The organism is Psychrobacter cryohalolentis K5, from assembly GCF_000013905.1.
Lineage (GTDB): Bacteria > Pseudomonadota > Gammaproteobacteria > Pseudomonadales > Moraxellaceae > Psychrobacter > Psychrobacter cryohalolentis.
Map to the genome: position 1 here is coordinate 440,294 of NC_007969.1, position 21,719 is coordinate 462,012.

At 41.1% G+C, this 21,719-nt stretch carries 17 protein-coding genes, 1 tRNA gene and 1 other RNA gene; 13 read left to right on the forward strand and 6 right to left on the reverse strand.

What is annotated here, in order from left to right; translation table 11 throughout:
• Position 1: 1 nt before the first annotated feature.
• From bioD to PCRYO_RS01915, 10 genes are all read left to right on the forward strand, one after another.
• On the forward strand, positions 2-721 hold the full coding sequence (gene bioD, locus PCRYO_RS01875; RefSeq protein WP_011512732.1) for a dethiobiotin synthase: 720 nt from the start codon (positions 2-4) through the stop codon (positions 719-721).
• 66 nt (positions 722-787) lie between these two features.
• An RNA gene (gene rnpB, locus PCRYO_RS13015) (RNase P RNA component class A) lies at positions 788-1,151 on the forward strand.
• Between the two features lie 175 nt (positions 1,152-1,326).
• Positions 1,327-1,403 (forward strand) — tRNA-Met (locus PCRYO_RS01880).
• 408 nt (positions 1,404-1,811) lie between these two features.
• Complete coding sequence (gene lepA / locus PCRYO_RS01885) at positions 1,812-3,608, forward strand: translation elongation factor 4 (RefSeq protein WP_011512733.1); 1,797 nt, start codon at positions 1,812-1,814, stop codon at positions 3,606-3,608.
• 79 nt (positions 3,609-3,687) lie between these two features.
• Entirely contained in the window at positions 3,688-4,590 is a 903-nt protein-coding gene (gene lepB, locus PCRYO_RS01890; RefSeq protein WP_011512734.1) for a signal peptidase I, read from the forward strand.
• 159 nt (positions 4,591-4,749) lie between these two features.
• Positions 4,750-5,145: a DUF4845 domain-containing protein gene (locus tag PCRYO_RS01895; RefSeq protein ID WP_011512735.1), complete on the forward strand. Its 396-nt coding sequence runs from the start codon at positions 4,750-4,752 to the stop codon at positions 5,143-5,145.
• A 153-nt stretch (positions 5,146-5,298) separates the two neighbouring features.
• Positions 5,299-6,096, forward strand: coding sequence for a ribonuclease III (gene rnc, locus PCRYO_RS01900; RefSeq protein ID WP_011512736.1), 798 nt, complete (start codon positions 5,299-5,301; stop codon positions 6,094-6,096).
• Positions 6,097-6,400: 304 nt separating this feature from the next.
• Positions 6,401-7,417, forward strand: a complete 1,017-nt coding sequence (gene era, locus PCRYO_RS01905; protein ID WP_011512737.1) for a GTPase Era — start codon at positions 6,401-6,403, stop codon at positions 7,415-7,417.
• A 56-nt stretch (positions 7,418-7,473) separates the two neighbouring features.
• Entirely contained in the window at positions 7,474-8,238 is a 765-nt protein-coding gene (locus PCRYO_RS01910; RefSeq protein WP_011512738.1) for a DNA repair protein RecO, read from the forward strand.
• Between the two features lie 90 nt (positions 8,239-8,328).
• Positions 8,329-9,123, forward strand: coding sequence for a pyridoxine 5'-phosphate synthase (locus tag PCRYO_RS01915; RefSeq protein WP_011512739.1), 795 nt, complete (start codon positions 8,329-8,331; stop codon positions 9,121-9,123).
• Between the two features lie 37 nt (positions 9,124-9,160).
• On the opposite strand, the gene PCRYO_RS01920 is transcribed toward PCRYO_RS01915, so the two are convergent.
• Entirely contained in the window at positions 9,161-9,748 is a 588-nt protein-coding gene (locus tag PCRYO_RS01920) for a prepilin-type N-terminal cleavage/methylation domain-containing protein (protein WP_011512740.1), read from the reverse strand.
• A gap of 569 nt (positions 9,749-10,317) precedes the next feature.
• On the opposite strand from PCRYO_RS01920, the gene PCRYO_RS01925 reads away from it, so the two are divergent.
• The 3 genes from PCRYO_RS01925 (at position 10,318) to mscL (ending at position 14,404) form a co-directional block, all read left to right on the forward strand.
• The gene (locus PCRYO_RS01925; protein WP_011512741.1) at positions 10,318-11,496 is read left to right on the forward strand and encodes an OmpA family protein; all 1,179 of its coding nucleotides are present in this window, start codon (positions 10,318-10,320) and stop codon (positions 11,494-11,496) included.
• 354 nt (positions 11,497-11,850) lie between these two features.
• Positions 11,851-13,698 (forward strand): translational GTPase TypA, encoded by a 1,848-nt coding sequence (gene typA / locus PCRYO_RS01930; protein ID WP_011512742.1) that lies wholly within the window; start codon positions 11,851-11,853, stop codon positions 13,696-13,698.
• 256 nt (positions 13,699-13,954) lie between these two features.
• On the forward strand, positions 13,955-14,404 hold the full coding sequence (mscL, locus tag PCRYO_RS01935) for a large conductance mechanosensitive channel protein MscL (protein WP_011512743.1): 450 nt from the start codon (positions 13,955-13,957) through the stop codon (positions 14,402-14,404).
• 99 nt (positions 14,405-14,503) lie between these two features.
• Here the strand turns inward: mscL and PCRYO_RS01940 are convergent, their stop codons facing one another.
• The 5 genes from PCRYO_RS01940 to PCRYO_RS01960 form a co-directional block, all read right to left on the reverse strand.
• Positions 14,504-14,944, reverse strand: coding sequence for a hypothetical protein (locus tag PCRYO_RS01940; RefSeq protein ID WP_011512744.1), 441 nt, complete (start codon positions 14,942-14,944; stop codon positions 14,504-14,506).
• A gap of 300 nt (positions 14,945-15,244) precedes the next feature.
• On the reverse strand, positions 15,245-16,168 hold the full coding sequence (gene mutM, locus PCRYO_RS01945; RefSeq protein WP_011512745.1) for a bifunctional DNA-formamidopyrimidine glycosylase/DNA-(apurinic or apyrimidinic site) lyase: 924 nt from the start codon (positions 16,166-16,168) through the stop codon (positions 15,245-15,247).
• Between the two features lie 39 nt (positions 16,169-16,207).
• On the reverse strand, positions 16,208-18,748 hold the full coding sequence (locus PCRYO_RS01950; protein ID WP_011512746.1) for a RelA/SpoT family protein: 2,541 nt from the start codon (positions 18,746-18,748) through the stop codon (positions 16,208-16,210).
• 368 nt (positions 18,749-19,116) lie between these two features.
• Positions 19,117-20,658, reverse strand: a complete 1,542-nt coding sequence (gene rlmD / locus PCRYO_RS01955; protein WP_011512747.1) for a 23S rRNA (uracil(1939)-C(5))-methyltransferase RlmD — start codon at positions 20,656-20,658, stop codon at positions 19,117-19,119.
• Positions 20,659-20,817: 159 nt separating this feature from the next.
• Complete coding sequence (locus PCRYO_RS01960) at positions 20,818-21,633, reverse strand: 3'-5' exonuclease (protein WP_011512748.1); 816 nt, start codon at positions 21,631-21,633, stop codon at positions 20,818-20,820.
• Between the last annotated feature and the right edge of the window lie 86 nt (positions 21,634-21,719).

Below are 21,719 nucleotides of genomic sequence, written 5' to 3' on the forward strand. Positions count from 1 at the left end.
GATGAGCGTGCTCTTTATATCTGGTATCGATACCGACATTGGCAAAACTTATGCTACCGGTATGATTGCCAAAGCGCTGATGCAGCACGGTGTTAATGTTATTACTCAAAAGCTGGTGCAAACGGGCGTCGCAAGAGATTTAATTAGCGGAAAAATAGGAATTGCTGACGATATTATTACCCATCGTCAGCTGATGGGCATTCCGCTACAGCCGTGTGATATTGATAATACCACTTGCCCGTATCGTTATGAGAAACCTGCGTCACCGCATTTATCCGCCGCACTTGCTAATGATATTCTTAATACTGATGTGATTACAAGCGTTACAAAAATTCTGCAAGCGGATTATGAGGTAGTGCTTTTAGAAGGGGCAGGTGGCTTATTAGTGCCCATCACTGAGCAATTATTAACCTTAGATTATATTGCTGAGCAAGGTTATCCCCTTATTCTGGTCACATCAGGTCGGCTTGGCAGCATCAACCATACGTTGCTAAGTTTAGAAGCCATAAAATCTCGTGGTCTAGACGTTCATAGCGTTATTTATAATCATATTCACGACAATGCTGCTCAGACGGATGAACAGATAGCCGCTAGTACGATAAAATTTTTGCAAAACTACTTAGCTGAGTATCATCCAACGGCGCATTGGTTAGCCTTACCTGTACAAGAGGATAATGGGTTTAGTCATACAGATTTTATACTCCCTCAAAACTTTGTATAAATCACCGCTAAAAATAAGCCAAAAAAAATCTCCGAAAGCAATATGAATTTTGCTATAATAGCGCGCTTGGTAGACTAGGCAATCGCCGCTGCACACTGGCAACAGACATGCAGGGGAGGAAAGTCCGGGCTACATAGGGCAGCGTGCCAGCTAACGGCTGGGCAGGGTAACTTGACGACCAGTGCAGCAGAGAGTAGACCGCCTTTAGTGTCTGACACTATCGGTAAGGGTGAAAGGGTGCGGTAAGAGCGCACCGCGTGGCTGGCAACAGTTCACGGCATGGTAAACTCCACGCGTAGCAAGACCAAATAGGCATCGGCATGGCGCGGCCCGCGTTCGATGCGGGTAGGTTGCTTGAGCGTATTAGCGATGATACGCCTAGAGGAATGATTGTCCACGACAGAACCCGGCTTATCGGTTTACCAACCTTTTTAGCAATGTTTTAAACATGTTTCTTTATTAGCTAATCTTTAAAGAAGCACAGCAGTACCGGTTTGGTGTTTTAAAATTGCGCTTATTTTGAATTTAAATCAATTTTTTTGCAAAAAGAGCCAATTAGGGGTTGACGCAAGTCACTCATATCGGCATAATACCGAGCCTAAAATGGCGATGTAGCTCAGCTGGTTAGAGCGCATGACTCATAATCGTGAGGTCAAGAGTTCAAGTCTCTTCATCGCCACCATTTTTAGCAAGACCTGTAACATTAAAAATGCCAATCATTATTTGATTGGTTTTTTTTTGCCTATTTTATGGCTAAAAATAAATAGCTACTCACAGAATCTATATCAGATCTAACGAAGTAAATATTCTTGATTTAAAGCTTGCTTGTTTACCTTCATTTATAAAACCAAGGCTTGCTGACAAAATCCACTTACTTTACAGTGGAAAACTGCTAGAATAGCCTCACGTGCCTGCGCGTAGTTATAACTAATAATCAGCGCTGTAGGCACTTCACTTGCTACAATACGGTTTGCTTAATGTAGTGATATTGGTGTATTGACCAATATCAGCTATGAATAAGTATTCTATTGTTGCCATCTGACAGTATTTATATTCGTTATTCAATCCTCCATTATTTAGTAGGCGCTTTGTGACTGCATTAGCCAATATTCGTAACTTTTCTATTATTGCCCACATTGATCATGGTAAGTCGACCCTTGCCGATCGTTTTATTCAAATGTGTGGCGCGCTGCAAGATCGCGAGATGCAGGCGCAAGTCCTCGATTCGATGGATATTGAGCGTGAGCGTGGTATCACGATCAAAGCGCAGTCGGTGACGCTGTATTATGACCATCCAAATGGTGAGCGCTATCAGCTCAACTTTATTGATACGCCTGGTCACGTGGATTTCTCTTATGAAGTTTCACGTTCCTTAGCGGCTTGTGAAGGCGCGCTATTGGTGGTTGATGCGGCACAAGGTGTTGAAGCACAGTCGGTTGCTAACTGTTATACCGCAGTAGATCAAGGTCTTGAGGTCATGGCAGTTTTAAATAAAATTGACTTGCCACAAGTTGAGCCTGAGCGCGTCATTCAAGAGATTGAAGACATCATTGGTATTGATGCCGTTGATGCGCCACGCGTGTCGGCAAAATCTGGTCTCGGCGTTGATAAACTGCTTGAGGCGTTGGTTGAATTTATTCCTGCGCCAACGGGTGATCGTGATGCACCGCTGCAAGCGTTGATTATTGACTCATGGTTTGATAATTATTTAGGCGTGGTTTCATTAGTCCGTGTACGCCAAGGTACGATAAAAAAAGGTGATAAACTTTATATTAAATCGACCAAAGATGCGCATTTAGTCGGATCAATTGGTGTCTTTACCCCGAAGCCGTTAGATACGGGTATCTTAGAAGCGGGTGAAGTGGGCTTTATTATTGCGGGTATTAAAGATATTGCAGGCGCGCCAGTTGGTGATACGATTACGCATGCCAGTACGCCTGACGTCGATCGTATTCCTGGATTTAAACAGATTACGCCGCAAGTGTATGCTGGTATGTTTCCTGTAGAATCTACCGACTTTGAAAAGTTCCGTGAAGCACTACAAAAACTGCAGATTAACGATGCATCGCTATTTTTTGAGCCGGATACCTCAGACGCGTTAGGTTTTGGTTTCCGTTGTGGCTTCCTCGGTATGCTGCATATGGAGATTATCCAAGAGCGCCTAGAACGCGAGTATGACTTGGATCTGATTACTACCGCGCCTTCAGTTATCTACGAGATTGTAAAAAAAGATGGCAGCATTATCTATGTTGATAACCCATCAAGACTGCCTGAACCGAATAATATCGAAGAATTCCGTGAGCCGATTGCTCGTTGTCAGATTTTAGTACCGCAGGATTATCTCGGTAACGTGATGACGCTTTGCATTGAGCGCCGCGGAGTGCAAGTCGATATGCGCTTTATGGGTCGTCAAGTGCAGCTCATTTTTGATATTCCGATGGGTGAAGTGGTCATGGACTTCTTTGACCGTCTAAAATCAGTGTCACGTGGTTTTGCGTCACTTGATTATAATTTTGAGCGTTATCAAGTTGATAAATTGGTTAAAGTTGATGTGCTGATTAACGGTGACAAAGTCGATGCGCTTGCTATGATTGTCCATGAAACTCAGTCGCGCTACCGTGGTAACGCACTGGTGACCAAAATGAAAGAGCTGATTCCGCGTCAAATGTTTGATGTCGCTATTCAAGCGGCAATTGGCAGCCAAATTATCGGGCGTAGTACTGTGAAAGCCATGCGTAAAGATGTCTTGGCTAAGTGTTATGGCGGTGACGTCTCGCGTAAGAAAAAGCTACTGTCTAAGCAAAAAGCCGGTAAAAAACGCATGAAGCAAGTGGGTAACGTCGAGATTCCACAAGAAGCCTTCTTAGCCGTATTGCAGGTAGATTAGATTATTAATAAATGAATCATCATTGCTGTTTTTACGGATGTCATCATTGGATAAGTAGCTCGCTAATAGGCAATTAAGTATGGATTTTGATTTCAATTTGATTTTAGTGCCATTAACCATAGGTTTGGGTATTATTTGGCTATTAGATAAGCTGACACTGAAACAGCGTAAAACACGGGGTCGCGGTAAAGAGAGCTTGCTGGTACGCTGGGCATATGATTTTTTCCCCGTGCTGGCGGTAGTATTAATTGTGCGCTCGTTTTTAATTGAGCCGTTTAATATTCCGTCGTCCTCGATGGTGCCAACGCTATATACGGGTGACTTTATTGCCGTCAATAAGTATGCTTATGGTGTTCGTTTGCCACTGACTTATAATAAAGTAATCGATACTGGCACGCCTGAACATGGCGATGTTGCCGTTTTTCGTTATCCAGAGAACCCAAGTATTTATTATATTAAGCGCGTCATTGGTCTGCCGGGTGATACGGTTAGTTATAATCAAGGCACAATTGCGATTAATGACGTGCCTGTTGCTACTCAAGCCATTGATTTTGACCCCAATGCAGAGCTGACGTCACAGTTATATTCGTCAGGGGAAGTTGCTCCGGGTCAAATGCTGACAGAAGAGAATGCTGCTGTGATGGGTCAGCAAGAAGAAAGCGACGCAAAATATTTTAAAGAAACTCAAGGTAAGCATGAGTATGTTGTTCGTTATTTGAATGGTATGAACAGCTCGCAATATGCGCCATTTTTACAGCAACAGTCACCAGAAGTGGTGAGCTCAGAAGGCAATGAATGGCGTATTAATGTGCCTGAAGGTCAATATTTTGTGATGGGCGATAACCGTGATCGCAGTGCAGATGGACGCTTTTGGGGCTTTGTACCTGATGATAATTTAGCAGGAAAAGCAGTATATATTTGGATGCATAAGCCACCAGGTCTACAGCTACCTACTTTTAAACGTAATGGTGCTATCGATTAATGACATCAATGTTCTATAGATATATTTACCGACAAACGTTTTGTGCTAATATTATGGCTATTCAATGCAATGATATTTAGCTTATAAACATGCATTAAGAAATAGTGTTTTCTAAGCTGGATACATTACAAATATAGCTATTTTTCGTTGAGAGGTATTATGGTGCAACAGTTATCTGGCTTATCTACACAGCGCGGTGCTAGTGTCACGAGTATCGTTTTTATTATCATCGCTTTGGGTGTTGCTGTTAAATTGATTGTTGCCATTGTGCCAGCACAAATTGGCGATTATCAACTGACTAAAACCTTGAGTGCGCAGCTTCAAGAGTCTAATAACAAGAAAGAGACTGCCAAGCAGTTCGTCGAGCGTGTTGATAAGCAGTTGTCTATCAATGCTGATTACGATACCAAAGCAGAGGATGTATTTACCTTTAAAGATAAAAAAACAGGTCAGTTGGCTATCTATAAAAAATATGAAAAAACCAATACGCTCTTTGGAAATATTGATATTGTGAATCGCTTCGAAGGCGATATCGATCCTACAATAGCAGAGTAATCGGATTTTTTAAAATACGAGCAGCAACGATCTAACAAGCCAGTACTCTAGAAAACAGTTCTTTATGAGCTGGTTTTTTGTATTTAATATTTTTAAACGTTACTATTTAATGACCTTAAATAGTACAACAAAAGGGATAATCATAAGCCACGCATGAAACCAACTTCGCAGTATCCTCAGGCGGTTCCTAATCCACCAAAAAATAGCCTGTCTGATGACACGCTTATTATTAGCTCAGAATTTATTCAACGCTTAGCAGTATTAACGCGCAAGTTGGGTTATGTGTTTAATGATTTAAGTCTACCTAAGCTGGCACTCACGCATCGCTCGTTTGATAGTAAAAAGAACTATGAACGCTTAGAGTTTTTGGGTGATGCATTGCTAGGTATGATAGTCGGTGAAGCGCTATATCATCGTTATCCAACCCAAAATGAAGGTCGTCTGACCCGTATGCGAGCGACGCTCGTGAGGCAAGAATCCTTGGTCATTATCGCTCAAAATCTAGAGCTGTCTAATCAGCTAATATTGGGTGTGGGTGAGCGTAAAGGTGGCGGACGCAATCGTGCTTCTATATTGGCGGACGCCGTCGAATCCTTGATTGGTGCTATTTATCTAGACAGTCAAGATATGAATATCACACGAGAATGTGTATTGTCTTGGTATGGTGATTTAATTGATAATGTCAATGATCAAAAAGCCCTAAAAGATGCCAAGAGCCGTTTACAAGAATGGCTGCAGTCGAAGCAATTTGACTTACCACATTATGAGTTGATGGAAACACGCGGTAATGCCCCGCATCAAATATTTGTGGTACGCTGTCAGGTAAACATTCTTAACTGTCCTGATATTACCGAATCTGGTGAAAGCCGCCGTATTGCTGAGCAAAAAGCAGCAGAATTGATGATTAACCAACTTCATAAGCTACCAAGTGTGCCCAAAAAACGCAGCTAATGGCTTTTGTAATATTACCCTGATTTTATATTGATGACTTGATAGTAATGCCTTTAAGACTATCATTTCTATATTATAAAAATGCTCATTCTTTAACGAATTAGTATTGCAACATCAAATATTCTTAACTTGATAACAGTGCTGCTATTTATGTCATATGCGCATACAGCAGTTTAACTGATGACAAACCCCACAGGATTACCCTATGAGCAATCATACTGACTTGCCATTAAACAATGAAGATAATGCCACAAATATGACCGAAAATACTGACCTAAATACAAGTACAAATAATGCAGTAGAAATGAGTGAAGTAGAAATCAATGAAACAGAAAACAATGCAGTAGATAACGATTCAGCAATCGAAGATTTCTTTTCACCAAATAATGGCGCGCTTGCTGCTGAAGGTTTTAAAACTGGCTATGTCGCCATTGTTGGTCGTCCAAATGTCGGCAAATCAACGCTGATGAACCATTTATTGGGTCAAAAGCTGTCCATCACCTCACGTAAACCACAAACGACGCGCCATCGTATCCATGGTATTTTGTCTAATGATGAGATGCAGGCAGTATTTGTTGATACCCCCGGCATTCATCGCAACGAAGTACGTGCTATCAATGAACGCATGAATAAAGCGGCCGTCTCTGCATTGGTAGATGTAGACTTGGTATTGTTTGTCGTTGATTCTGATCAATGGCGTGACGATGATTTACTGGTTCTACAAAAGCTTGGCGATACCAATTTAAATGTGGTTTTAGTGATTAATAAAGCGGATACCTTAAAAGATAAAGGCAGCGTTTTACCGTTAATGGAAACCTTTAACGACAGTTTTGATTTTGCCGATATCGTCCCCGTTTCTGCATTAAAGAATCAAAACTTAGATCGTCTGCAAGAAGTGATCGCATCACATTTACCAGTCGCTGCGCCAATTTATGATACGGAACAAATCACCGATCGCTCAGAGCGTTTCTTAGCCAGTGAAATCATTCGTGAAAAAATCATGCGTAGTGCTGGTGATGAAGTACCGTACGATTTAACGGTACAAATTGACGGCTTTAAAGATGAAGCGGCTCATACTGACCCAAAAACTGGTCGTCCACGTAAAGCCTGTACCTTTATCGATGCCACTATTTATGTTGAACGTAGCGGGCAAAAAGCGATTGTGATTGGTGACAAAGGGCAACGTATCAAACAAGTCGGTATGGATGCTCGTAAAGATATGGAGCAGCTGTTTGATAAAAAAATCATGTTAACGCTGTGGGTAAAAGTTAAGCGCGGTTGGTCGGATGATGAAAGAGCCTTGACCAGTTTAGGCTATTAAAAATATTAATAGCGACTCTCTTTTATATTGAGTGAACTATAGCTGAGGTAATAATCATGCGTAACGAAGCGTTAATCGGTTATTTATTACATCAGCGCCCTTATCAAGAAAAGCGCGCCTTATATTATTTATTTTCTCAGCAGCATGGGGTGATACATGGTATTGGTAAAAAAGGCGCGCCACTATTTATGCCTTTACAACTCTTTGCTACTGGCAAACGTGATCTCAAAACATTCAGTCAAATCAATATAGCCTCTTTTAGTTCAGTTCATACACAAGCTGTCCAAGATGATAATGCCGCAAATGTAGATATACGACATCAAGAAAGCATTACAGGCCAGCATCAATATGCAGCCTTGTATTTGAACGAGATATTGTGGCGATTGTTGCCTACTGAAGATCCTATGCCCATATTATGGCAGCATTATCAAAACAGCCTAGATGCGCTCAAAAAACCCCTAACCGCTGACGAGCTACGTCTGTGCTTGCGCCAGTTTGAGAGCTATCTATTTAATGAGTTGGGATTTTCACTGACGTTACATCAAGACAGCCTTGAAAACCCTATTGAGCCTGAACAGGTTTACCGATTCTTACCCGATATGGGCTTAGTGCCGACTTTGCACACAGAGGATGTAGAAAGTATGGTTGGTCATGCGGTTTTTAAAGGGAATGATATTTTGCTCATGATAGAGCAAGGGTTGTCCGTTAGTACGCTGAACGCATGGTCGCGTTTACATCGGCAGTTGATTGATCATATGCTTGATTATCAACCGCTGCAAAGTCGTCTGCTTTGGCAGCAGCAACAGCGTTATCAACTATAAAGCGTATTTAACAATAGAATATGTTCACAACTACTTATCATCAATAAGCTATTTTTAGTAAATGATCTAACTATTAATAAAAGGATTTTTATGACGGATACAGCGCAGATTTTGCCGACTACATTAGAGCAAAATCCACAAAATACTTCAAAAAAACCACTCTTAGGTGTCAACGTTGACCATGTGGCAACCTTACGTCAAGCACGCGGTGTGGGATATCCAAGCCCACTAGCTGCAGCACTTTTATGTGAGAAAGCAGGTGCTGACGGTATCACTATTCATTTGCGTGAAGATCGCCGTCATATTCAAGATGCCGATGTGTATGAGATGGCAGGGCAGTTGACTACGAGAATGAATCTAGAGATGGCAGCAACGACTGAGATGCTAGACATAGCCTGTCAAGTCAAACCATATTGGGTATGCCTAGTGCCGGAAAAACGTGCTGAACTGACTACAGAAGGGGGGCTTGATGTGGCAGGGCAGCTAGCTTCATTGACAGATTATGTCAGTCAGTTACAAGCAGCAGGTATCAAAGTCTCTTTGTTTATTGATCCAGAAGATAAGCAGATCGAGGCAGCAGTTAATTGTAGCGCTGACGCAATCGAATTACACACAGGTTCTTATGCTGAAGCAGGTCTGGCAGGTAAAACAGATAGGGTAAATGTAGAGCTTGAACGTATTAAAAATGCAGTGATTACCGCTAAACGACTTGATAGTAAGCTGTTGGTCAATGCTGGTCACGGTCTAACACGTGATAATGTTCATGCGATTGCCCAAATTGACGGTATATATGAGCTAAATATTGGTCATGCTTTGATAGCGGATGCGCTATTTGTGGGGATAGAGCAGGCGGTTATTATGATGAAAACAGCGATGCACCGATAGCTACGACAGTTTATTCTTAGCTTATATTGATATATCATTATGTACCACATCCGGTCGGATGGTTTTCGTTAGGTTTGTAGGTAATACCTCCTGTCTGATTAAAAGAGATTTGGTACATGGTATGATTATAGGTTGAGGTTGGACAGTATTTAATATGTCCGAAATGCCCACGAGGACTGCCGCTATCGCCCCAAAATTTAGTGTAGTGACGGTTATTACCGACCCGTAAATATAAAGTACTGTATTTTGGGTTCAGCGCTTGGTCTTCTAACAAATCATCAATACCAACATCAAAATTGTTATTATTATTTTTATCCGAGAATAATAATAACTTTTTAAAGCTGTCTCTATGGCAAAGACCACCCCCATTAGATAAGCAAACCAGTAAATCTTGTCTTCTAATATGACTCTCAGCTTTTGCTAAAGTCAAGGTAGTGTCTATTTGGCTTGCAATACGTCTGGCTTCCATACTTGCCAACTGAGTCAAAATATAAGGTGTGGCAATCGTTAATATAATAGCTAAGATAGCAATGGTTACGATTAATTCTACTAAATTAAACCCATGTTCATCATAGTGTCTAGAATCCTTCGAGCATATTGAAAGTGTTCTATATGGTATAGCCATAATGGACTGCCACCTGTATGAAAGGGATAACTAAGATGGTTTCAAATGTTCATTGTATTTTTAAATCTATTGTTCGTGTCACCATTTGTTTTATCAAGTTGCATTACTAATATAATGAATAGCAAAAAAAGCCATTAATCAAAATAAGTAGAATATTGTTTGTTTATATAATCGTAAATATAAACCAAATATATGTCTACTGTCAAAGAATGTTTCAATTCGTGAATAGAGGCTTTTAATAATAGAGAAAATTAACTACTTGTATTAAAATGAGTTGCAACAATAGGTAGGAATCGTTTCATCATCTATTGCGACCTAACATACAAAAGATAAAGAGTGTAAAGTGTGTTAGCTCTCAGTAAGTTAAGCGGGCTAATGTGTTTTAGTTATGACATTATCGTGTAATAATGTGTAGCTGGTTTACGAAAAAAGTTGTAAACTGAATTGATAATCGCTAAGCTACGTCTTAATTGGTTTTGCTTTGTAATTTTAAGTTCGTAAATGATGTTTGTTTTTGAGCAATAGTTTTGCTTAATGCACTACTAAAATTATCCTTTGGAGGAAGTTTCATGAAATTAAATAAAATTGCTTTGGCTTTGTTTGCCATCACAGCAGCCCCACTAGCAGCTAACGCTGGCGTAACTATCAGCCCATTATTACTTGGTTATCATTACAGCGAAGGTGCTGACGATGAGCAAGCTGAAATCATGGGTGATGGTAATGGAAATGGCTTCTATCAAGAGAACGGTCTATATACTGGTGCTGCACTAGGTATTGAAATTACTCCTTCTACTCAGTTCCAAGTAGAATATGGTGTATCAAATACTGATGCCGTTCGTCAAGATGGAAATACTGACTTTGATGCAGAACAAGAAACTATCTCTGGTAACTTCTTGATCGGTACTGAGCAATTCACTGGTTATACTGATAGTGCATTAAAGCCATATGTATTAGTTGGTGCTGGTCGCTCTAAGATTGAAGTTGAAGATGCTGCTGGTAACTTCGTTACTGGTTCTAAAGATACTATCGGTAACCTAGGTCTAGGTGCTATGTACCGTATTAACGACGCTTTAAGCCTACGTGGTGAAGCTCGTGCGATTCATAACTTTGATAACAACTGGTGGGAAGGCATGGCTTTGGCCGGTCTAGAAGTAGTACTAGGTGGTCACTTAGCACCAGCAGTAGCTGTTCCACCGATGCAAGAGCCTAACGTTCAGACTCCACCAATCGTTGTTGTTGAATCTGATCTTGATTCAGACGGCGATGGCGTACCTGATAGCATCGATGCTTGCCCAGGCACTCCAATGAATGTTGTTGTAGATGAGCGCGGTTGCCCAGTACCAGTAGATATTACTGATGAATTGAAAATGGAACTACGTGTATTCTTTGATAACGATAAATCAGCTATCAAAACTCAGTACAAACCTGAAATCGCTAAAGTAGCAGAGAAGATGCGCGAGTATCCTAACTCTACCGCTCGTGTTGAAGGTCATGCTTCTAAAACTGGTCCATCAGCACGTTATAACCAACGTTTGTCTGAAGCCCGTGCTGTTGCTGTGAAATCTATGTTGACTAACGAATTTGGTATTGCTCCAAACCGTCTATCAACCGTTGGTTATGGTTATGATCAACCAATCGCTGACAACAACACTGAAGAAGGTCGTGCTATGAACCGTCGTGTTTATGCCATCATCACTGGTGACAAAACAATGACTGTTGAACAAACTAAAGATATGGTTGTTCAATAAGTACTAGCTACTAATTGTGTAATAAGCTAATTAGTTACAAAAAAAGTCATCCAATGGGTGGCTTTTTTTTATTTATGTATCGAGAAAAGTAAGTTATTACATAAATTTATGATTTAATAATGCTATACTAGCCACCCAAACACTTTGTAAATTGACAAAGTGTACATTAGCATAGCTATCTGTACGATGGATTCATCACCATAAGTCTATGTTTTACTTCTATTAATTATCTAGCTGTACCTATTGTATGGTTACTTAATCATAGCGTAATACTACTTATCTGGTTAATGGCAAAAGTTTATCCAGCGGTGCTTACTGCTACTGCATTTTTTTAAGACGAAACGAGCATTTTATATGGCGAACGATATCAAACACCTGCGTAACATTGCAATTATTGCCCACGTTGATCACGGTAAAACAACTTTGGTTGATAAGCTATTACATCAGTCTGGTACTTTTGGCGACCGTGCAAATATTGCTGAGCGTGCAATGGATTCAGGTGATATTGAGCAAGAACGTGGTATTACTATTTTGGCGAAAAATACAGCCATTCGTTGGACAGATAACACTGACGGTACTGAGTATCGTATTAATATTGTGGATACCCCTGGTCACGCCGATTTCGGTGGTGAAGTTGAACGTGTAATGTCTATGGTTGACTGCGTACTTCTAGTAGTTGATGCTGTTGATGGTCCAATGCCACAAACTCGTTTCGTAACGCAAAAAGCGTTCGAGCAAGGTCTAAAGCCTATTGTTGTTATCAACAAAATTGACCGTCCTGGTTCACGTCCTGATTGGGTAATGGATCAAATTTTTGATTTGTTCGATAACCTAGGTGCGACTGATGAGCAGCTTGATTTCCCAGTTGTTTATGCCTCAGCATTGAATGGTATTGCAGGTTTAGAAGCTGATGATTTAGCTGATGACATGACGCCACTGTTCAAAACTATCGTTGATGTTGTACAGGCTCCACAGGTTGATGCAGATGCACCATTCCGTATGCAAATCTCAAGTCTTGACTACAATAGTTTCGTTGGTGTTATCGGTATTGGTCGTATTCAGCGTGGTAAAGTAAAAACCAATACACAAGTAACTGTCATTGATAAAAATGGCAATACCCGCAATGGCCGTATTTTGAAAATTATGGGTTATCATGGTCTTGACCGTATTGATGTTGAAGATGCACAAGCTGGTGACATCGTTTGTATTACTGGTATTGATTCGCTTAATATCTCAGATACGATTTGTGATCCTAGTGCTGTCGAAGCATTACCAGCATTAACAGTTGATGAACCTACCGTTTCTATGAACTTCCAAGTAAATAACTCACCTTTTGCTGGTCGTGATGGTAAGTTTGTGACCTCACGTAATATTCGCGAGCGTCTTGAGCGTGAATTGATTCATAACGTAGCATTACGTGTCGAAGATACAGAATCTCCTGATAAATTTAAAGTGTCAGGTCGTGGTGAGCTGCATTTATCTGTATTAATCGAAAACATGCGCCGTGAAGGTTTCGAGATGGGCGTTTCGGGTCCAGAAGTTATCGTCAAAGAAGTGGATGGTAAGCTACAAGAGCCGTATGAAAACGTTGTCTTCGATATCGAAGATGCGCATCAAGGCCCTATCATGGAGCAGGTTGGCTTGCGTAAAGGCGAGATGACCAATATGGAGCTTGATGGTAAAGGTCGTATGCGTATCGAAGCGACAATGCCTGCCCGTGGTTTGATTGGTTTCCGCTCTGAGTTCTTAACCCTGACTTCAGGTACAGGTATCATGACTTCAAGCTTTTCACATTATGGTCCACAGAAAGTTGGTGAGGTTGGTGCTCGCTCAAACGGTGTCTTGGTTTCCATGGCGAAAGGTGTTTGCTTAGGTTTTGCTTTATTTAACCTACAAAAACGCGGTAAATTATTTGCTGAGCCACAGCTTGAAGTTTACGAAGGTATGATTATTGGTCTTAATTCACGTAATGATGACATGGCAGTGAACCCGACGACTGGTAAGCAGTTAACCAACGTTCGCGCTAGTGGTACTGATGAAGCATTGACACTGACTCCAGCAGTTAAGTTTACGCTTGAGCAAGCACTTGAATTCATTCAAGATGATGAATTGGTAGAAGTAACGCCAAAAGCGATACGTATTCGTAAACGCTACTTGACTGAAAGTGAGCGTAAACGTTATGGTCGTAAGAAAGGTGCGTAATATTGAACAATAAATAGTGGTTATCCATTATTTGGTTCCGCATTAAAGATATCTAGTGAGCAGCATAGAATAGTTGGTATACCACTATTCTATGCTGCTTTTTTTTATGTTGCATTTTACATAGAATAAAAAGACAATAGTCGGATATCACTTACTAAAAAAACGAGTAATCTTACGGTTATTATTAAAATCCCAAGTTGGATGCATCATTTATACGCTTATCTTATGGTCAATAAGATTTTTGAGGAGATAAATCATGAGTATGGTATCTGAGTTTAAAGAATTTGCTTTAAAAGGTAATGTGATGGATCTGGCCGTCGGTGTGATCATCGGTGGAGCATTCGCTACGATCACAAAGTCTTTAGTAGAAGACGTGATCATGCCCATTGTTGCTTTTATCGTCGGCGGCGAAATTAATTTCAAGAATATGTTTTTGATATTGGGCGATGCGCCAGAAGGTGTGGCACGAACCAATGATGCCCTCAAAGCTGCTGGCATTCCTGTATTGGCTTATGGTAGTTTCATTACGGTGCTAATTAACTTTCTAATCTTGGCGTTTATTATTTTTATGATGGTAAAAATGGTCAATAGATTGCGCCGTGCAGATGAGGTAGAAGAAGCAATAGAAGAAGCAATAGAAGAGCCGTCAGAAGAAGTGCAATTGCTTCGTGAAATTAGCGCTAAGCTTGGCAATATTAATAAGTAAACACATTTTACTGACCGTCAGATTAAAAAATAAAAAAAGCTAACGTAATGTTAGCCTCTTTTTATTGGATTTCTTATAATTACTTAATGGTAGTTATGTTTAGGGTCTAACGACAACATAGTCATTGGTATTAATAATAATTTCTGATGGTTGATCAACGACGATACGCACAACGTTACTATCAACGATTTGCGATTTGTAATAGTTGTCTTCAGCAACCGTACAGCCTAAACAGCGACTCATGGCATTCCATGGTTCAACAAAGAGCTTCTGCTGTGCTTGGTCAGCATTACCGCCGATCAAAGAGAAGGGCAAACTGACGATGTAAGCGGCTGTACCTGCGACAGCTGCTATCAACTGTAATGGCTTGCCGACAACGGTATCTACAGCCATAGTCTCATAAGAGGGACCAAAATCTGTTTCATCAATTTCTATCGCTGCCAAAGCAGGTTGCATACTTGCAAAAGTTAAGCTGGCACTTATCAATACAGTTAATAGCTTATACTTTGCGGTGCATTTGGTGTTAGCTTGAGCAGTCATAATGATATCCTAAAACTCATAAATAGAATGATAAATGGCTGTTGCTATTTCTCCACAGAAATAGAGATATCGCGGCAACGAGAAATAGCCTATATATTACAGGTAAATAAATGGTTTGCATTATTTATGTAAGTGCAAGCACTATTAAAGCAATATGTGGATCAATAAGCAACAAAAATGCGCAGCATATAAGGATATGTTTATTAATTGCTCTATTTTAATGACAAGTAGTTAAAGAGTGGCGAACTGGTCTATTTAAGTGAATATTGAATAAAAAAATTAATATTGGGAAATCCAGATCTAATTAATTGGCTGACAAACAGGGCAGTAGACACTGGCACGTCCATTGAGCTTGATATTCTCTAAAACTGAATCACAGTGCGGACAAGTTTCACCTTGTCTACCATAGACATTCAAGGTTTGCTGGAAATAACCTGTTTGACCATCAGCAACCGTAAAGTCACGTAGTGTTGAACCACCTAGCTTGATAGCTTTCTGTAAAATAGTTTTGATATGGGCGACTAAAATTACTATTTGATCATATGATATCTTATTTGCTGGAGTAGCAGGATGGATGCCTGAGAGGTATAAGCTCTCAGTGGCATAAATATTACCAACGCCGACCACAGCTTGCTGCTCCATAATGACTGACTTGATGGCTCGTTTGATAGGCTGCTTTTTAATCACTTTGCTGCTTTGAGTCTGGATGGACTGTTCGCTACGTTGGATAAGATAATACAAATAGTCTGCCGTAAAATCATCTGATAGTGGCTCAGGTCCTAAATGGTTTAGTAGTTTATCCCCGTAATCCTCAAGCCATAAGATAGAGCCGAAACGTCTAGGGTCATAATAATGTAGCTGAGTTTGAGTGTCGTCAGCGCCGATAAAACTCATGATCAAATGATCATGTTTGCGCTTATCGCTAGTATGATGATGTTGTTGCAAGCTACCTGACATCCCAAGATGAATCAGAAGCTGTTTCGGCTGTAAATTCCTAGGTTCAACAGAAGATGAAATGCCATCATCAGCTAGCGGTATAAAATTGAGGATTAAATACTTTGCCCGTCGCTCAACGCTGTCCAATGTATAATCAATCAAATCTGATAAATTATCAGGCATCGACCAACGAAGCTTTGGTTGAAAGACTTGTACGTTGGTGACTTTTTGTCCTAATAAAGGCGTCAGACTGGTTTTTGTCGTTTCTACTTCTGGTAACTCAGGCATAGTATTTTATAAAATCTCTATTAAGAATTAAAGGTATTATCAGGCAACAGCGCGGCGAGCATGTAAGATACCATGCTGTTGTTCAAGCTTAGCAAGTAACTTGGATAAATGTGCTAGCCCCGACACTTCAATATGAAACTTTAAAAAGGCAATATTATCATCATTGCTCAGGGTTTGAACTTGACGAATATTGACGTTTTCTTTATCAATGATTTGGGTTAAATCGCGCAATAAACCACGTCTATCATAAGCTTCTATATGAATATCAACTGGCTGATAGCGACCAGATTTAATCTTCCAAGCAGCCTTGATTTCGCGTTCAGGATCACGTTCAATCAGGCGCAGATATTCAGGGCAACCACGATTGTGAACACTGACACCGCGCGATAAAGTAATGTAGCCCGCGATAGGCTCACCGTGCACAGGGTGACAGCAGCCTGCCAAACCAACTTCAATGTTATCTAAGCCATCGATTTGGATTTTGTAAGCATCAAGCTTACCTGAATCTCTTTTATCGATAATAGGGGCAAAATCTTCTTCAGATCTTTCAGGCTCTAAATGCAGCTGACGAGAGATATGACTGGTAAGCTGATTTAGACCAATTTCACCCGTCACCAAACCAACCACAATATCGTCGGTATTGTTGACATTAAAATGTTGCGTATAATCGTTTAAATCGATGCTATTCGGATGCACCGATAGACGTTCAAGCTCTTTACTGAGCATCTGACGCCCGATTTCGATATTCTTATCACGATCTTGTTTGTTAAACCATTGACGCAGTTTTGAGCGGGCACGATTGGTATGAATATAGCCTAGTGAAGCCACTAGCCAGTCGCGATTGGGCTCACGTGAAGATTTGGTAATAATCTCAACTTGCTCGCCCGTTTTGAGCTGATAAGTTAATGGTACATAACGCTGATTGACACGCGCTGCTTGGGCGCGGTTACCGACCTGCGTATGAACATAATAGGCAAAATCCAGCACAGTCGCGCCTTTTGGCAACTCCGTAATATCGCCATCACGACTAAATATGTAAATGCGTTCGAGTTCATCAAAATCAACCAATTGCTCTTCATCATCATATTCAACTTCCTCTAATTCATCACCAGTTGATAAAGATGAGCGCGGCTGATTATTGATAGACAGCAGTTGACGTAAAGAACTGATTCGCTGATTAAGGTAATTGTCCTTTTTGTTTTTGAGCCCTTCTTTGTAGTTGACATGGGCACACATGCCAAGCTCAGCTTCAAAGTGCATCTCTTGAGTACGAATCTGTACTTCAAGCGATTTGTTTTCAGCGATGACCGCAGTATGGAGTGAGCGATAACCGTTAGATTTTGGATTGGTAATATAATCGTCAAATTGCTCAGGAATATAACGCCATAACCCGTGTACCAATCCTAGCACGTGGTAACAGTCTGAAGGAGTGGTCACCAATACTCGCAGCGCACGGATATCGTACAGCTGATCAAAAGACAATCCTTTAAGCTTCATTTTTCGATAAATAGAATAAATGTGCTTTACGCGTCCTGAAACTTCGCCCTCAATACCAGATTCTGCTAAAGACTCGTTCAGTCTATCTTGTACACGCTGGATATAAGACTCACGCTCGCTACGCTTTTCTGATAATAGTTTGGCAATTTCTTTATAACGATCAGGGGCAAGGTAGCGAAAGGCTAAATCTTCAAGCTCCCATTTCAGCTGGGCAATACCCAAGCGATGTGCCAATGGGGCATAAATAGTCATGACTTCACGCGCCACGCGAGCTTGTCGAACTTCATTGGAAAAGGTCAGCTCGCGCATAGCAAAAGTGCGTTCAGCAAGTTTAATCAGTACTACTCGGACATCGTTGGTGACTGAGATCAGCATGCTATAAATATTTGATAATTGATCCCGCTGATTATTTACGAAGTGATCTTCTAAGCGCTTATTGCTTTCGATAATCTCAGACAGTTGTCCCATCGCCAAGGTATCTTTAACCAAGGTTGAGATATCGGTGCCAAACTTTTTTTCGATTTCACTAAGACTAATAATCGATTTGCGAGCACTACGATAGAGCATGGCAGCGACAAGGGCATCTTCATCCTGATAAAGGTAAGTTAAGATATCAGTCATGCCGATACCAGTCACGTAAGCGCCCGAACGCTCCGATTCACTGGTATTCATGTGATTACGGACGAATGTACAGGCAGCGCTAAGATTGGGTACTGAATCTTGCCCAATACGCTTTGCAACATTATCAAGCCAAGTAGGTACATCAATATTGATTTGATTTAAATCTAACGCTTCAAGCTCTTGCTGTGAAAACGCCTCGGATTCATCAAGGATGTTATCCCTTAAATAGTCATTTTCAAGATTTGAGTCATGACTGTAGTAGGCGTAATTAACAGAGCGATCAAAGGTAGTATGGAGTTTATGAGTGGCAAGTTGATACTTGATATCTAGTGGGATTTGAGCATAGCTATTGGCAGACTGGTGCGAGCGTTGACTCGCGACCAGTTGCGCTGCCAAAGTTGCACTGTCGGCTTGCGTGGTTTGTCCATCTACCAGCGGTAATCCTTCACGAATTTTTACCATTGCCCACTCCTCTTAGCTATTTTGACTTGATAATAACGCCATCTACAATGCTAGAGCTAAACATGAGCTTGCTATCGATAAATGGTCAGTTATAAATCAATACAGCCGCTAAAAAATCCATTTTTTAGCAGCTATAAAATCAATTATAGGGATCTTGCATAGAATTATGAGCGCTTAGACTCACTATGTTTTATAAATAATAAAAACAGTGACTATTATTATCGCATGTTGCGATGACAAATCAAGCAAGGCTCTGTAATGATAGCGTTAGCCGCATATGCGAGTAACGCAGATATCATTCTTAAATTGCAGCTATTAACGCCTCTAAAAATCATAGGTTAATACCATACTCTGCCATTACATACGGTTTAAGCAGATATTTTTTCAAAGCGCGCGATGGATTCAACGTGACCAGTATGACAAAACATATCCATGACGCCAGCGTGAGTCAAACGATAACCTTGTTCAAGCAATGCTTTGGTATCGCGAGCAAGTGTAGCAGGATTACAGGAGACATAGACAATCCGCTCGGCGTTAAACTTAGGCAAATATTGCATAATCTCCCACGCGCCAGAACGCGGTGGATCGATAAGCAGCGCATCAAACCCTTGGTTAGCCCACGGTTTGTCCGTACAGTCATGCGTCAAATCTTGGCTATAAAACTCAGTGTTATTAATGCCATTGCGGCGCGCGTTATCAGCGGCGCGTGCAGTCATAGCTTCACTGCCTTCAACACCAACGACCGAGCCGGTTTCACCAACCAAACGCGCGAGAGGCAGGCTAAAATTGCCTAAACCGCTAAATAAATCTAGAACGCGTTCACCTGCTTTTAAATCAAGCAAGTCACAAGCCAGCTTGGTCATCTGACGATTCACCGACAGATTAACTTGGGTAAAATCGGTAGGAATAAATTCAAACGTCAAATCATACTCTGGTAATTGATAATACAAACGTCCAAACTGCTCGCTTAAATCATCTGTATCCCTCAAGGCAATACGTTGGATGCTATCGGCACCCTTTGATTGTAGATACAGCTGCCAATTACGTGCTGCAAAAAATACTTTTAGCTTATCAATATCGCCATCTGATAACGGTTCAAGATTACGCACAATTAGCGCGACTGGCTGATCGCCATCAGGCAGCTCTGGTAAATGCTCGCCCATTGCCAACTCAAGCTGAGCAATCTTGTCACGGCTATCTAAAGTACTAATAAGGGTTTTTAAGTTTTCAATCTCAAAGCCAATACGCGGATCTAAGATATGACACTCATTTAACTCTGCTAAGAAATTACTTGAACGCTCGCGAAAGCCGACCAAAGCCGTTTCTTTTTTGACCACATAACGTACGCCCAGTCGGGCTTTGGTACGATAGCCAAGGCGATCACCGACTACCGGCTCAAGCCAGTGATCAGGTGCCACATTGGCTTGATGGACCAACATCTCAGCAAGGACAGATTGCTTAAATGTAATTTGTGCATCTGGCTGCCAATGCTGCAAATTACAGCCACCGCAAACACCAAAATGTGGGCAGGGTGGTACCACGCGCTCAGGGTTTGGATTGGCAGTGATTCTAACGGCATCACCCTCTTCAAAGCTGGTGCGGCTATTGGTAATTTTGACCAACGCACTTTCACCTGGCAGGGCAAAGCTGACAAAGATTTTTTTGCCATGCTTGTCTGTGATATGACCATCAGTTTCACCAAAGCCATTACCGTATACCGCAACGCCGCGCCCATCATGTGACAAGCCATCGATGGTAAAGGGGAGTGGCTCAGCATCTTTTAGACGACGACGCGTCTTTGATGATGGCTTAGATTTTTTCTTATTAGGCGGAATCGTAATGGTTTGCGTCTCATTTGCCTGTTCGGTTGCATCTACGTTGGTAAGCGTCTTTGAATCGGTGGGTTGCATAAACCTGCCTATAAAATGAAGGTGTTAAAAATAATAGCAATTTTAACATATAAAGCGACTAAGGTATTAGGCGCTCACAAAGTAAAAAAAGCGGTGATTATAAAACTATAATCACCGCTTACATGTATCGTTCATCAATATATCAACTGGCTAAAATTGCTAGCTGATAAGCCAGTCATTCAAAAACGCCTGATGACGTGGCGTGCCATCTACTTGGGAAAATTTGGTTAAATAATCACGGCTTTGCTGCTGCCAAATGGCAAAATCTGACAAGGATAGCTGACCGGTCAGGCGCAGCCAACGCAGATATATTAGCCAAGTATTCATCACATCAGACTCGCAATATATTGACAGCGTTTGCCAGTCATTATTGCTGACAAGCTCGCCGACCATACTGCCATCAACATCTGTTTTACCGGGTAAACCATATAGACTAGCAACGACATCCATAGCCTCGCGGCGGCTGGCACCGTATTGGCTAAATCGATCCATCAAGTCAATATGGCGGGTATGAAAGCGATTGACATAATTATCAAAACGCATGTTTTTGATACGCTCACCTTCTTCAAATAACCAAGGCGCTGCCAAGTCATATTGCATGGCACGATAAATAAGTACAGGAATGTCAAAACCTGAACCATTCCAGCTAATCAATTTAGGCAGTTTTGCAATATCATTAAAGGCGCGAAAAAACTTGGCAAGAATCTCTTCTTCGCTAAATTTGTCTGCAGTAAGGGAAAATAATGAAAATGTGCCATCTTTAATATATAGAGCAGAGATACAGACAATGCGCTGTAATGGCAAACGCATAAAATCATGCCCGGCTTCTTGTATACGAATGGCAGTTAACGCACTGAGTGTATCTGCATCGTTGAGCTTAGCCAATTGCGGATAGATACGGCGGGCAGCATCGGTATCTGCAACCGTTTCAATATCAAAGACCAAAATAGGGTCAGACGAAAAAGCTTGTGACATAGAGGTTTCTACCTGATTATTGTCTTACTACACTGCATTAAACGCACTGACCGCATAAACGGCATTGTCAGCGATTTATAAATTAT

Excerpts from the sequence above, each read along its gene's own strand:
- rlmD (WP_011512747.1), bottom strand. The coding sequence starts at position 20,658 with ATGCAACCCACCGATTCAAAGACGCTTACCAACGTAGATGCAACCGAA.
- PCRYO_RS01940 (WP_011512744.1), bottom strand. The coding sequence starts at position 14,944 with ATGACTGCTCAAGCTAACACCAAATGCACCGCAAAGTATAAGCTATTA.
- mutM (WP_011512745.1), bottom strand. The coding sequence starts at position 16,168 with ATGCCTGAGTTACCAGAAGTAGAAACGACAAAAACCAGTCTGACGCCT.
- PCRYO_RS01960 (WP_011512748.1), bottom strand. The coding sequence starts at position 21,633 with ATGTCACAAGCTTTTTCGTCTGACCCTATTTTGGTCTTTGATATTGAA.
- typA (WP_011512742.1), top strand. The coding sequence starts at position 11,851 with ATGGCGAACGATATCAAACACCTGCGTAACATTGCAATTATTGCCCAC.
- PCRYO_RS01895 (WP_011512735.1), top strand. The coding sequence starts at position 4,750 with ATGGTGCAACAGTTATCTGGCTTATCTACACAGCGCGGTGCTAGTGTC.
- era (WP_011512737.1), top strand. The coding sequence starts at position 6,401 with ATGAGTGAAGTAGAAATCAATGAAACAGAAAACAATGCAGTAGATAAC.
- bioD (WP_011512732.1), top strand. The coding sequence starts at position 2 with ATGAGCGTGCTCTTTATATCTGGTATCGATACCGACATTGGCAAAACT.
- rnc (WP_011512736.1), top strand. The coding sequence starts at position 5,299 with ATGAAACCAACTTCGCAGTATCCTCAGGCGGTTCCTAATCCACCAAAA.
- PCRYO_RS01910 (WP_011512738.1), top strand. The coding sequence starts at position 7,474 with ATGCGTAACGAAGCGTTAATCGGTTATTTATTACATCAGCGCCCTTAT.
- PCRYO_RS01950 (WP_011512746.1), bottom strand. The coding sequence starts at position 18,748 with ATGGTAAAAATTCGTGAAGGATTACCGCTGGTAGATGGACAAACCACG.
- lepB (WP_011512734.1), top strand. The coding sequence starts at position 3,688 with ATGGATTTTGATTTCAATTTGATTTTAGTGCCATTAACCATAGGTTTG.
- PCRYO_RS01915 (WP_011512739.1), top strand. The coding sequence starts at position 8,329 with ATGACGGATACAGCGCAGATTTTGCCGACTACATTAGAGCAAAATCCA.
- mscL (WP_011512743.1), top strand. The coding sequence starts at position 13,955 with ATGAGTATGGTATCTGAGTTTAAAGAATTTGCTTTAAAAGGTAATGTG.
- PCRYO_RS01925 (WP_011512741.1), top strand. The coding sequence starts at position 10,318 with ATGAAATTAAATAAAATTGCTTTGGCTTTGTTTGCCATCACAGCAGCC.
- PCRYO_RS01920 (WP_011512740.1), bottom strand. The coding sequence starts at position 9,748 with ATGGCTATACCATATAGAACACTTTCAATATGCTCGAAGGATTCTAGA.